Source organism: Bdellovibrionota bacterium (genome assembly GCA_040386775.1).
Classification (GTDB): Bacteria; Bdellovibrionota; Bdellovibrionia; order Bdellovibrionales; family JAEYZS01; genus JAEYZS01.
In genome coordinates, this window is sequence record JAZKEU010000012.1 from 199,959 (window position 1) to 211,946 (window position 11,988).

Here is an 11,988-nt window from a genome sequence, read left to right on the forward strand (position 1 = left end):
AATATCCTATTCCTCTACTTTTAGGATTGCAAGGAAAGCTTCTTGAGGTAAATCCACGCTGCCGATTTGCTTCATGCGCTTCTTACCTTCTTTTTGCTTCTCGAGGAGCTTTCTCTTTCTAGAAATATCACCACCGTAACATTTAGCGGTAACGTCTTTTCTTAAGGCCGCAACCGTTTCCCTAGCTACGATCTTGGCACCAATGGCCGCTTGGATTGCAATTTGGAATTGTTGTCTTGGGATTGCTTCTTTCATCTTTGCTGTAAGTAGACGACCACGGTTTTGTGCTTTTGATCTATGAACGATGAGTGATAGCGCATCCACGGGATCTCCGTTGATCAATACATCGAGTTTTACTAGATCAGATTCCTCATAACCCGCAAGTTCATAATCCATTGAAGCGTAACCTTTAGAAATTGATTTTAAGCGGTCATAGAAATCCATAACCATTTCGTTCAACGGAAGTTTATACTCAATGATCACTTTGCTCGCGTTGACGAATTCCATTTTAATTTGATGGCCACGCTTGTCTTCACAAAGTTTTAAAACCCCACCCACGTAATCTTTCGGAGTATGAATTGTCGCCTTAATGCATGGCTCTTCCATTTTCAAAATTTTAGTAACGTCTGGAAGATTTGCGGGGTTTTCGATTCTCATTTCCACACCATCAGTGGTTGTGATGTGGTAAACCACGCTCGGCGCTGTCGTGATAAGATCAAGATTGAATTCTCTTTCTAATCTTTCTTGAACAATCTCCATATGAAGAAGCCCTAAGAATCCACAACGGAAACCCAACCCCAATGCTGCTGAAGTTTCCAATTCAAATGTGAGTGAAGAATCGTTTAAGCATAATTTATCGAGAGAATCTCTGAGCTTGTCATAATCTGTAGAGTCGATTGGGAAAATTCCTGAGAATACCATTGGCTTTACAACTTTGAATCCCGCTAGCTGTTCTGTCGCCGAGTGTTTTGCCATCGTAACTGTGTCACCCACTTTTACGTCTCTGATGTCTTTGATACCGCAAATGATAAAGCCCACTTGACCGTCATTGAGTGTGGCTTGCTCTTCTACGAACGGTGTAAATGCTCCGAGTTTTAAAACTTCGTAGTCTTTATCTGTTGCCATGAATTTTACTCGGTCACCTTTTTTAACGGTACCATCGACAACTCTAACCAAAACTACAACGCCCTGATAGGAATCGAACCAAGAGTCAAAAATCAAAGCCCTAAGAACTGCTTTACCATCACCTTTTGGATGAGGAACTTTTGCGACAACAGCTTCTAAGATTTCTACGATACCGATATTTTCTTTTGCAGAAGCCATAATGGCTTCTGATGTATCCAGTCCAATTGTGTCTTCGATCTGTTGGCAAACACCTTTGGGGTCTGCAGATGGAAGATCAATTTTATTGAGTACAGGAATAATTTCTAAATTGTTATCGATCGCAAGATAGACGTTTGCGAGAGTTTGTGCTTCGACACCTTGAGCTGCATCCACCACTAGGACTGCGCCCTCACAAGCGGCAAGAGATCGGGAAACTTCGTAGTTGAAATCCACGTGCCCCGGAGTATCAATCAAATTCAACTCATAAGTGTTTCCGTCTTTGGAAGGAAACATCAAGCGAACCGTTTGAGCTTTGATTGTGATTCCACGCTCACGCTCAAGATCCATGTTGTCTAGGAATTGGGCTTTCATCTCTCTGTCGGTTAAAGAATTTGTTGCTTTCAAAAGAGAATCGGCAAGCGTCGACTTGCCATGATCAATATGAGCGATGATAGAGAAATTGCGGATAAACTTCGGGTCCATTGAATCCTAACGTTTCTAAAGATGTTCGTAGTTACTTCACAAGATCTTTAAGAGCTTGTGCTTTGTCTGTTTTTTCCCAAGTGAACGAATCTTCATTGCGTCCAAAGTGGCCATATGCTGCTGTCTTTAAATATTTTGGTTTTATCAAATCAAATTGTTTTGTGATCGCTGCTGGTCTTAAATCCCAAAGTTTTGAAACAGCTCCTTCGATTTTTTTAACATCTACTTTTGCAGTTCCGTAATCTTGTACCATCACCGAAAGTGGATGGGCCACACCAATCGCGTATGACAATTGGATCAAACACTTTTCCGCTAATCCTGCCGCTACGATGGTCTTCGCAACATTTCTTGCTGCGTAAGCAGCTGATCTATCCACCTTTGATGGATCTTTACCAGAGAATGCACCGCCACCATGAGCTCCATGACCACCGTAAGTGTCTACGATGATCTTTCTGCCCGTGAGACCACAGTCCCCTGTTGGACCACCGATAACAAATCTACCGGTTGGGTTGATATAAAATTTTGTTTTAGCATCGAACCATTTTGAAGGAATTGTTTTTTTAACAACTTCTTCAACGATAAATTCTCTCAATTGCTCAAGAGTTACATCTTCTGAGTGCTGAGTTGAAATCACCACTGAGTCCAATCTAGTCGCAACACCGTTTTTGTATTCGAATGTCACTTGGCTCTTCGAGTCTGGTCTTAAGAAATTTACTTTTTTGCTTTTTCTAATTTTTGCTAGGTCTTCAACAAGTTTGTGAGCATAGCTGATTGTGAGCGGCATAAATTCTGGAGTTTCATTTACAGCATAACCAAACATGATTCCTTGATCGCCAGCACCCTGATCTTCGTTCACACGATCAACGCCCATTGCGATGTCAGGACTTTGCTTTCCGATAAAGTTGTAAAATTGGCAGGATTTGTCATCGAAACCTAAAGCCGGATCATCATAACCGATATCTTGAATAGTTTTTCTAACGATTTTTTCGAAATCAACATTTGCAGATGTTGTGATTTCTCCAGAGACTATGGCTCTTCCCGTTGATACCATAGTTTCACAAGCAACGCGGGCTTTTGCATCTTGAGCAAGAATACTATCTAAGATGGCATCGCTGATCTGGTCAGCAACCTTATCTGGGTGACCTTCGGAAACGGATTCACTGGTAAAAAAGTAATCTTTCATGGACTTTATTCTCCGTAAAAATGTCTGTGATTTATGAAAAAACAGTTCTAGCTATATATTGAGGCTTTGTATGTAAAAAACACGATGCGTTGTAATATCGTAAGCTTAAACAGCTTGCGACATTTTTTACACTCTTGGAATATTGACTGATTTTATAGGTACCCATAATCTCAATTCTTTATGCAAGTTTGCTCTATGCATTGGTCTCCTAATGTTCATCTAAAGCGAGAATGGAATGAAGAACTTCAGTAAGTCTGAAAAATCTCTAATTAAAATGCAAAAATCGGCAGCACGCATCCCGGTCTGGTGTATCTTTCTTTTGTGTATATCACTGACTGCCCTAGCTACATTTTACTCTTATCAGCGCTATATTTCCGAACAAGAAGCGCGCTTTGAGCGTTTAACACGAAGTCTGACTGCCACTATTGAGCAACGATTTGAAATTTATATTGCTTCTCTATATCACACTCGAAGTCTTTTAAAAATTTATCCGGATATCACGTTGAAAAAATTCGATACATTTATTGAAGCCCTCAAGCTTGACGAAAACTTTCCTGGCATCCGAGGAATTGGCTATACTCCCAAAATTTTAACCAACGAAATTCCTATATTTGAAAGAAAAATTTCTCAAAGAGATTTTCCAGGCTACAAAATTCATGGAGGAGAAAACAAAAATCATCTCCAGAACGAGGTTCATTATCCTGTAGCAGCCTTTCATCCCATGGATGAAATTGTACGTAAAGCAATGGGATACGATACCTACAGTGAGCCAAATCGACGAGCTGCCATGGATAGAGCTATTGAGAGCGGCAGACCTTCCGCTACTCCACGATTGGAATTTATGAGAGGGAGCGATAACCAACGCAAACAAGGTTTTATTATTTATGTTCCTTATTTTAAATCCAATATGCCTATAGATACTCCTGAAGAACGCCGCGCTGCTATTGCCGGATTTGTTTATAGCACTTATAGATCTGAAGTATTTTTTAATTTTTTATCAGCACTTCATAATGGCCAAAAAAAACAATTTCATATGGAAATTTATGAGGGAATCCACAATTCCAATGAAGCGCCGTCTCAAGATCAGTTGATTTTTAAAACTATCGACGAACCCCAAACCAAAGAAAATGGAATTTGGGGCAGAACAATTCTCAAAACTACAGAGGTCGATGTTGGAAACCTTAAGTGGACAATTCACTTTTCTTCTTTATCAGGATTCACGCCGATAGAAATTTATAGATTTCCTCTCTACGCTGCGATTTTTGGATTTATTATCAGCTGCTTAATTACCTTAATACTTTTACTTTCTAAAAATCAAAGTCGTATGCTAATGAAAGATATAGAGCTTAGACAAAAGGCAGAGCATGAGCTCGCTGATGAAAAAAGAATGGTGGAGCTCATTTCTAAAATTGGACTGAATTTAAAAGCGGAATCAGATTTAAAAGATATTGTGCAGATGGTGACGGACACAGCGACAGATCTAACAGATGCAAAATTTGGCGCTTTTTTTTACAATACCATCGACGCTACAGGAGAAATTTTGACTCTTTACACTCTCTCTGGCGCGCCACCAGAAGCTTTCTCAAAATTTCCAATGCCTAGAAAGACTGCAATTTTTGGTCCGACTTTTGATGGAGCCGCTACTATTCGCTCGCACGATATTTTAAAAGACCCTCGCTATGGGAAAATGGGCGCACCTTATCATGGTATGCCCGCTGGACATCTACCTGTCCGTAGTTACCTCGCGGCACCCGTAAGATCTGCAAAAACTGGAAAAGTTCTAGGAGGATTATTTTTTGGCCATCCAGAGCCAGGAATTTTTACAGAAAATGCGGAGAAAATTGTAGAGGCCATTTCAGCACAGGCAGCTGTTGCGATGGACAACGCAAATCTCTATGCCGAGTTGAGGGAAACTCAAATAGCTGCACAAGATGCCAATCAAGCTAAGAGTAATTTTTTAGCAAATATGAGCCATGAAATTAGAACTCCGCTCGGAATCATCATTGGCTATGCTGACCTTGCATTGGAAAAACAAACTAAATTTCCTGAAAATTTACCGGAATATTTAAGCACGATTAAAAAAAATGGCGAAGAACTCACTCGAATCGTAGGCGAAGTCCTGGATCTTTCAAAAATTGAAGCTAACCGCCTAGAGATAGAAAAAATTAAATTTAATTTACCTAAATTCTTAGACGATGTGGTTTCGTTCTTAAATCTAAAAGCCAAAGAAAAAGGTATTTTGCTCTCTTTAAATAAAGATGCGAATTTACCAGAAAACATTATTTCAGATCCCACAAGGCTCAGACAAATCATCACAAACCTTGTCGGAAACGCAATTAAATTCACTGAAAAAGGAAGTGTGACTTTATTTGTACGATCACTTGATAATGATAAAGAATTTAAATTGGCTTTTACAATTGAAGATACTGGTATCGGAATTTCTAAAGATCAAAAATCAAAACTTTTTAAACCTTTCTCTCAAGCTGATACCTCTACCACTCGTAAATATGGCGGCAGTGGTCTGGGCCTTCTTCTGTCGCGCCAACTTTCTCGCGTAATGGGTGGAGATCTGGACATCGAATGGAGTGAACCTCTAAAAGGAAGTCGATTTGTTTTCACAATCACAGCTGAACCAGCTGAAAATCATGAATCCATTAGAGTGAATTGGACTCAAGAGAAACCTAAAAATTCTTCTTCGAGCGGAGTGGTTAATCTAAGCGATAAAAAAATTCTTGTTGTAGAAGATTCCGTAGATAATCAGTTTCTTATTCAACATTATTTAAAAATTTTTCAGGCCCAGGTACAGATTTCCAACAATGGACAAGAAGCTATAGACGAGGTTGAAAAATTTAACCCGGATTTGATTTTAATGGATATTCAGATGCCTATATTGGATGGGTATTCTGCAACTGAGCAGCTTAGGAAATTGGGTTTTAAAAAGCCCATCATTGCATTAACAGCTCATGCTATCAATGACGAAAGAGATCGGGCTCTGCAAAGTGGATTTGACGATTATTTGACTAAGCCATTAGACAAGGACTTACTAGCAAAAACTATGCAGAAGTTTTTAGCTCCTGCATAGTCAGAAGAAATATTACATCAACCTAATTTGCGTCTCGTTTGAACCATTTCACGGTAGTCTTCCAGAGAAATCAAATTATTTAATTCCTTGGCTGGATGCTTGATCTTGTGGTTCTTTACTTTCGACATTTTCTTATGCAATTGCTTATGCATTTTTTCTACGGCGTCTTCGATTGCGCTATAAAAATTTTCGTCTTTGGCTTCGGCTTTATAATAAATATTTTTGGCCGTCAGCGTGAGGACCACTTTGTGATTAAATTTTTCCTGAGAAAATGTGAAGTGTCCTTTTATTGGCCCGGTCATAAACTTTTCAACTTTACTTAAGAGCGTTTGCGCATGGCCTTCCACATGCTCCGATCCCTCTACCTTGATGTATGTAAATTCACATTTCATGACTGAGACTCCTACTGTTGCACCTGTTTCACCAAAAGCCACAGGTATTATTGATAATAATTTATCGGAGTTTGCTGGACTGGACCTGAGGCCTGTCTAAAAGAATCTCAAAATGAGACTAATCCCAACCAATGACTTCGTAACCTCTCTCTGCGAGACACTTATTGACGAAATTACGCTTGAGTTGATCCGGTGAAATCGCTCCACCCGCTGCACCACCAGCGCCGCCCATGACTGCACCTTGCCCTAAACCTCTACCGAAATTTCCGGTTAGCAGACCGAAGGCTCCACCGACGGCAGCACCTACTATGGCCCCGCTACCAGCACCCTTTGCCACTTGCTTTCCCTTACTAGACTCCAAGTAATTGTCCGCTAGTTCCTTACACTTTTCGATATCCGCTTCTGCCTGCTCTTTACCTACAGACTGAAGTTTCTGATTCGGATAAAGCTTTGGCGAAGACGAACAGCCAACCAAAGACAGGGTCACTACAGATAATAATATTAGTTTTTTCATATCATTAAATTCTAGCATATTAGAACATTTTCTTGCGTTTGCTGGATGGTAAAATATTGAGAGCATCACGGTACTTCGCTACAGTTCTACGAGCGATTTGGATACCTTCCGCTTTCAACTTATTTACGATCTCTTGATCAGAGAGTGGCTTTTTGTTGTTTTCTTTAGTCACTAAATCTTTGATTTTTAATTTCACAGATTCAGAAGCCAGTGAATCGCCGTCTGTTTTCGACACTCCAGAATTAAAGAAGTATTTTAATTCAAAAATTCCTTGAGGAGTATGAACGTATTTAGAAGTAGTCACTCTCGATACTGTCGACTCATGGATTCCCACATCATTAGCAATGTCTCTTAAGATCATGGGCTTAATGAAGGCCGCACCCTTTTCAAAGAACTCTCTTTGGTGCTTAACAATACTTTCTGTCACCTTGTAGATGGTTCTTTGTCTCTGATGAATAGATTTAATCAACCACACCGCGCTCTTTAGTTTTTCTTTGATATAATCTTGAGTCACGTTGTTCTCAGCTTTTCCGGATAAGATGTTCTTGTATAAATTGGAAACTCTTAAACGCGGAAGACCGTCTTCGTTTAATGAAATAATAAACTCATCGCCCACTTGTGCAACATACACATCTGGAGTCACATAAATAGTCTCCGGAGGCATAAATGCTCTTCCTGGCTTTGGCTCCATTTCATAAATGATCTTGCACATTTCGACAACGTCGCCGATTTCTCTTCCGATCGATTTTGCAATCTTGTCATAGTTCTTTTTTTCTAAATCTTTGATGTGATTTGTAATGAGATCCACAAGATCATTCGTATCTTCTTGCAAATGCTTTGCTTGGATCAATAGACATTCTTGCAGGTTTCTTGCGCCCACTCCTGGTGGATCGAATTCGTGAATGAAGGGGAGGATTTCTTCAAGTTCTTTTACCGGAATTCCCTCTTCTTCTGCGATCTGGTCAAATGGAGTTTTAATGTATCCATCATCATCAATGTAATTCACCAGAATCGCAGCAATGGCGCGTTCTTCATCATTGAAGCCAAAGAGATTCACTTGCCACATCAAATATTCATAGAGAGTTTGCGTCGCCGTGATCATGTTTTCGTAATTCATGATCTCATCAAAATCTTGGCCTTGCGCTACGGGCGAAGGCTTGTTTTGATTTTCAACGTAAGATTCCCAATCAAATTCTTCTTGTTTTCTTGGATCTAAATCTGGAGTTGATTCCGCAGTGGGATCTTCACTCTTTGCCACTTTTTCTGCTTGATCACCAGCGCCGTCAGAGGCTTCTTCCAATACGGGATTTTCTTCGATCTCTTTTCTGATTGCTTTTTCAAGCTCAAGGCGAGACAGCTGTAAAAGTTTAATAGCCTGCTGTAACTGAGGGGTCATCCTTAGTTCTGTAGTCTGCTTTAAACTCAACTTCTGATTCATGCCCATCTACTAGTCCTTTGTATCTATTTGATAGAAACCTATCGGTATTTTCGATATTGAACTATCCGATCCTGACAGTTTTTTTCTTCCTATAGTGTAAAATTCTCGCCCAAATAGAATTTCCTAGCCACTGGTGAATTTGTGATCTCCTCACTGGACCCTGAAACCTGTATAGCACCGTCTTTAAGTATATATGCCCTTTGACATATTCTCAAAGTTTCTCGTACGTTATGGTCAGTAATCAAGACCCCAATTCCTGTGTCTTTGAGTTCCGAAATTAATTTTTGAATGTCTCCGACGGCAATGGGATCAATCCCCGCAAAAGGTTCGTCCAGCAATAAGAACTTTGGTCTAGAAGCAAGTGCTCTTGCGATTTCGACTCTTCTTCTTTCACCACCAGAAAGTGCCATTCCGATACTTTCTCTAACGTGTCCCAATTTGAAATTTTCAATCAGCGCATCTAAACGCTTTCTTCTTTCTGCTCCCCGAAATCCCTGAGCTTCAAGGGAAACCAAAATATTCTCTTCAACCGTGAGTCTTCTAAAAATACTAGGTTCCTGCGCAAGATAACTCAAACCTTCACGTGCTCTCTGAAACATGGGTTGATCTTGGATGGCTTTATCATTGATAAAAACCTCTCCGTCATCCGGCTTTACAAGACCTGCCACCATGTAAAAGCTGGTGGTTTTACCAGCACCGTTAGGTCCTAGCAATCCTACGATCTCACCCGATTCCACCGAAAAAGAAACATCGGAAACAACTTTTCTAGCTTTGAAAGATTTATTTAATTTTACTGCTGTCAGTTTACTTTTTTCTTCAGTCATCCTTACTCTAATCCTTTTCTCTAATCCTGTTCTAAGGGTTCTAAAGACCTTTTGTGTCTTTATCAAAACGGGCTTTAGGTTTTTTCACCTGAATCTGTTGAGTTTCTTCGAAGAATGTAATCTCTTGGCCCGAAAGCTCGTTATTATTTTGAATCAATCTAGGTGATCCACTCAAGACCATTTTTCGGCTTTGAGTGTAAATTGCTACTTTATCTGCCACTGCCCATCTCTGGATATCAGAGAGCCTCACTTGGTCTGAAATTGTGACTAAATCTACGTTGTGATACTTAGGATCTACTTCAAGCTTCGCCTGTTGTCCAGTTACGCGGTATGGGCCATAATCCGCCACAACATTTTTGTGAAATTGCGCAACGTAGTTTTCAGAGTTGAATGAGGCAGTCTGACTCGAAACTGTCACCAATTGACCTTGTTTTAGAGTTTTCTTTGCTTTGATATTGTCTAGAATTTTTAATTCATTTGTTTTTAAATCCGTGAGCATTCCGTAGCCCGTCAATTCCAAACGAGATTCTCCTTTGATTTCGGGGCCAAACATTTTGATCTCCGAGTCACTGCGAATCTGCTTCATGTCTGTATCATAGATAACTTTTTTAGTTTTCAAGAGGTAGCCATTTGAAGTAAGGGTTTGCACATCTCCCTCTCCGCCATCAATCACAATATTTTTCTTCTTTGGATCGATTTGTCCCCTTTCGCCAGTCACATCATAATAAGTATTTTTTTGACTCGAACCATCTTGCTGACCAAAAATTCTGATCTTTACTTTTTCAATGACCCAACTTCCGTCGTCTTTAAAGTTGTATGCTTTTTCTGCCCAAAGCTCCCAGTCTTTTCCAGTCTCATGTGTCTCAACAAGATGCACTCCCAGCATTACTTGCTGATTTTGGTCTGTTGCCACTGATGGAATGTCTGCATCCAGAGCAAGGTCTTTGCTCTTTTCGATTTTTGCAGGAGCAATGATTAAAATTTCGACAACTATTCCTAGCATCAAAATTGGAATCATATATCTGTAAAAGATTTTACTCTTAAATTTGTTCGATAACTTATTCAGTAACTTCATAAAATGATCATTCTATTCTACTTGGTTTCTCGAGGAAAAAAAGTGTTAAGATTTAATTAATATATATTCTCTATGTATACCAAAATTAATAGACTAGACTAGATTTAAAGAAATGTTTCATAAAGAAAGCGGTTAAAAGTACCGATCAAATCTGGCTATGAGTCTCATCTGGTATATTTATTTTAATGATGTCGTAAGCGGACCGTTCTCAACTGAGAGCGTTGAAGCTGGCTTGGATCAAAAAAAATGGTCTAATCAAGCTCTTATCTGGTGGAAAGGTCAGCGCGACTGGGTTTCTATCGATGTTTGGCGTAAAGACTTAAGTACAATCTTAGAAAGTCTCAGAAACAATATTCAAACAGTGGCGTGGTACGCAGAATATCTAGGAACACAAAAAGGTCCCATGAATTCTAAAGAACTTCAAAACTTTGTTCAAACCAATGGAATCATTGGCAGCTGCCGTGTATGGCATGTAGGAATGGATCGCTGGATGAGTATTTTTGAAATTCCAGAGCTTGTTACTTATTTTGGAATTACTCGCAGAAAACATCCAAGAGCTCCGTTCAAAGGTGATTTGCTACTTAAAAAAGCAAGTGACATCAATGATACTCTTATTGCACATGCAGGATCTATCAGTGCAGGCGGAATGGGCGTAAGAGGTTTAGAAACAGTGCGAACTGGCGAGGATGTGAATCTTCAACTGAAAAGTCCACTTCTTGAACAAGGAATTCAAACGAATGCTGTTGTCGTGTATAAAGATCTTGGCGGCTACACAGGTCTCGAGTTCAGAGATCTTCCAAAAGAATTTGAATCTATCATTGTAGATTACGTAAATCAGTTCAACGCCTAGTCGTAGGTCTTATTTTATTTCTTATTTTTTCAAAGCAGTTCGAGGTCGGGGCTACTCGGTATATACTTTCTGTATGTTCTTTTATCAAGTCATCGAAACATTAGAAAGAAACGGAATCCCTTACATCATCACAGGTGGTTACGCTGTAGCTCTTCACGGCTACATTCGTAAAACTTTTGATATTGATATCATCACAGACAATTCGATCGAAGGATTCATCGAAATTGAACACGCTTTAAGAGACTGTGGTCTTAAGGCAGAAAAATTTGGTGCCCAAAGCATTTCAAAATTAAAAGACGTGGAAGACTCTTGGTACTTCATCAATCCAAAGGATGAAACCCAAAGAGTGGACGTGCATATCAAGTACAATGCTTTAACCATGAATTCTCAAGTTAAAAGAATGCACACGTACCAAGTCCCTATTGTTACTTTTGAAGATCTTATTAAAATGAAAAAAGCCTCGACGGATGAGAAAGACCAAACGGATCTTAAGTTTCTATTGGAGATTCCAAAATGAGCGAAGCTGTGAAGATGAATAGCTTCATCAAGCAATGCTTAAAACTTAAAAGCCATGAAGTGATCAAAATCCTCGAGGACTATAGAAATCTCGGGAATATTCCTGAAGTTAAATCCAAAGACGAAAGTATTTTGATCAGTATCAAAATTCCTGAGAGTCTACTTACAGAATTTAAAGCTGTTTGCTCTGCAAAAAACGTAAAGTATCAAACTCAAATAAAAACAATAATGAAAGAATGGCTTAAATGAAAAAGGTACCCCCTAGTTTTTCGTACTGTCATCGCGTCAATTAAAAAATATTTTTACAA

11 protein-coding genes are annotated in these 11,988 nt (G+C 39.5%); 4 read left to right on the forward strand and 7 right to left on the reverse strand.

Going from position 1 to position 11,988, the window contains the following annotated elements; genetic code table 11:
- Positions 1-6: 6 nt before the first annotated feature.
- Together lepA and metK are read right to left on the reverse strand one after the other, a co-directional pair.
- Positions 7-1,806, reverse strand: coding sequence for a translation elongation factor 4 (lepA, locus tag V4596_07730; protein MES2769019.1), 1,800 nt, complete (start codon positions 1,804-1,806; stop codon positions 7-9).
- A gap of 31 nt (positions 1,807-1,837) precedes the next feature.
- Complete coding sequence (metK, locus tag V4596_07735) at positions 1,838-2,989, reverse strand: methionine adenosyltransferase (GenBank protein ID MES2769020.1); 1,152 nt, start codon at positions 2,987-2,989, stop codon at positions 1,838-1,840.
- Positions 2,990-3,224: 235 nt separating this feature from the next.
- Here metK and V4596_07740 point away from each other — a divergent pair, with 235 nt between their 5' ends.
- Positions 3,225-6,071: a CHASE domain-containing protein gene (locus tag V4596_07740; protein ID MES2769021.1), complete on the forward strand. Its 2,847-nt coding sequence runs from the start codon at positions 3,225-3,227 to the stop codon at positions 6,069-6,071.
- Between the two features lie 17 nt (positions 6,072-6,088).
- On the opposite strand, the gene raiA is transcribed toward V4596_07740, so the two are convergent.
- The 5 genes from raiA to lptC form a co-directional block, all read right to left on the reverse strand.
- Entirely contained in the window at positions 6,089-6,463 is a 375-nt protein-coding gene (gene raiA, locus V4596_07745) for a ribosome-associated translation inhibitor RaiA (GenBank protein ID MES2769022.1), read from the reverse strand.
- A gap of 118 nt (positions 6,464-6,581) precedes the next feature.
- On the reverse strand, positions 6,582-6,977 hold the full coding sequence (locus tag V4596_07750) for a cell envelope biogenesis protein OmpA (protein MES2769023.1): 396 nt from the start codon (positions 6,975-6,977) through the stop codon (positions 6,582-6,584).
- A 19-nt stretch (positions 6,978-6,996) separates the two neighbouring features.
- Positions 6,997-8,415 (reverse strand): RNA polymerase factor sigma-54, encoded by a 1,419-nt coding sequence (rpoN, locus tag V4596_07755; protein MES2769024.1) that lies wholly within the window; start codon positions 8,413-8,415, stop codon positions 6,997-6,999.
- An 89-nt stretch (positions 8,416-8,504) separates the two neighbouring features.
- Entirely contained in the window at positions 8,505-9,239 is a 735-nt protein-coding gene (gene lptB, locus V4596_07760) for an LPS export ABC transporter ATP-binding protein (GenBank protein ID MES2769025.1), read from the reverse strand.
- A 40-nt stretch (positions 9,240-9,279) separates the two neighbouring features.
- Positions 9,280-10,314 (reverse strand): LPS export ABC transporter periplasmic protein LptC, encoded by a 1,035-nt coding sequence (gene lptC / locus V4596_07765; GenBank protein MES2769026.1) that lies wholly within the window; start codon positions 10,312-10,314, stop codon positions 9,280-9,282.
- A 157-nt stretch (positions 10,315-10,471) separates the two neighbouring features.
- Between lptC and V4596_07770 the strand changes: the two genes are divergently transcribed.
- The 3 genes from V4596_07770 to V4596_07780 all read left to right on the forward strand — a co-directional run bounded on the left by V4596_07770 (position 10,472) and on the right by V4596_07780 (position 11,929).
- Positions 10,472-11,164, forward strand: coding sequence for a GYF domain-containing protein (locus tag V4596_07770; GenBank protein MES2769027.1), 693 nt, complete (start codon positions 10,472-10,474; stop codon positions 11,162-11,164).
- A 73-nt stretch (positions 11,165-11,237) separates the two neighbouring features.
- The gene (locus tag V4596_07775) at positions 11,238-11,681 is read left to right on the forward strand and encodes a hypothetical protein (GenBank protein ID MES2769028.1); all 444 of its coding nucleotides are present in this window, start codon (positions 11,238-11,240) and stop codon (positions 11,679-11,681) included.
- On the forward strand, positions 11,678-11,929 hold the full coding sequence (locus V4596_07780; protein MES2769029.1) for a hypothetical protein: 252 nt from the start codon (positions 11,678-11,680) through the stop codon (positions 11,927-11,929). The genes V4596_07775 and V4596_07780 overlap by 4 nt, the downstream gene beginning before the upstream one ends.
- The last annotated feature ends 59 nt before the right edge of the window (positions 11,930-11,988 follow it).

What these genes read in the sequence shown, in the direction of transcription:
- lepA (MES2769019.1), bottom strand. Translation starts at nt 1,806, where the DNA reads ATGGACCCGAAGTTTATCCGCAATTTCTCTATCATCGCTCATATTGAT.
- metK (MES2769020.1), bottom strand. Translation starts at nt 2,989, where the DNA reads ATGAAAGATTACTTTTTTACCAGTGAATCCGTTTCCGAAGGTCACCCA.
- V4596_07740 (MES2769021.1), top strand. Translation starts at nt 3,225, where the DNA reads ATGAAGAACTTCAGTAAGTCTGAAAAATCTCTAATTAAAATGCAAAAA.
- raiA (MES2769022.1), bottom strand. Translation starts at nt 6,463, where the DNA reads ATGAAATGTGAATTTACATACATCAAGGTAGAGGGATCGGAGCATGTG.
- V4596_07750 (MES2769023.1), bottom strand. Translation starts at nt 6,977, where the DNA reads ATGAAAAAACTAATATTATTATCTGTAGTGACCCTGTCTTTGGTTGGC.
- rpoN (MES2769024.1), bottom strand. Translation starts at nt 8,415, where the DNA reads ATGAATCAGAAGTTGAGTTTAAAGCAGACTACAGAACTAAGGATGACC.
- lptB (MES2769025.1), bottom strand. Translation starts at nt 9,239, where the DNA reads ATGACTGAAGAAAAAAGTAAACTGACAGCAGTAAAATTAAATAAATCT.
- lptC (MES2769026.1), bottom strand. Translation starts at nt 10,314, where the DNA reads ATGAAGTTACTGAATAAGTTATCGAACAAATTTAAGAGTAAAATCTTT.
- V4596_07770 (MES2769027.1), top strand. Translation starts at nt 10,472, where the DNA reads ATGAGTCTCATCTGGTATATTTATTTTAATGATGTCGTAAGCGGACCG.
- V4596_07775 (MES2769028.1), top strand. Translation starts at nt 11,238, where the DNA reads ATGTTCTTTTATCAAGTCATCGAAACATTAGAAAGAAACGGAATCCCT.
- V4596_07780 (MES2769029.1), top strand. Translation starts at nt 11,678, where the DNA reads ATGAGCGAAGCTGTGAAGATGAATAGCTTCATCAAGCAATGCTTAAAA.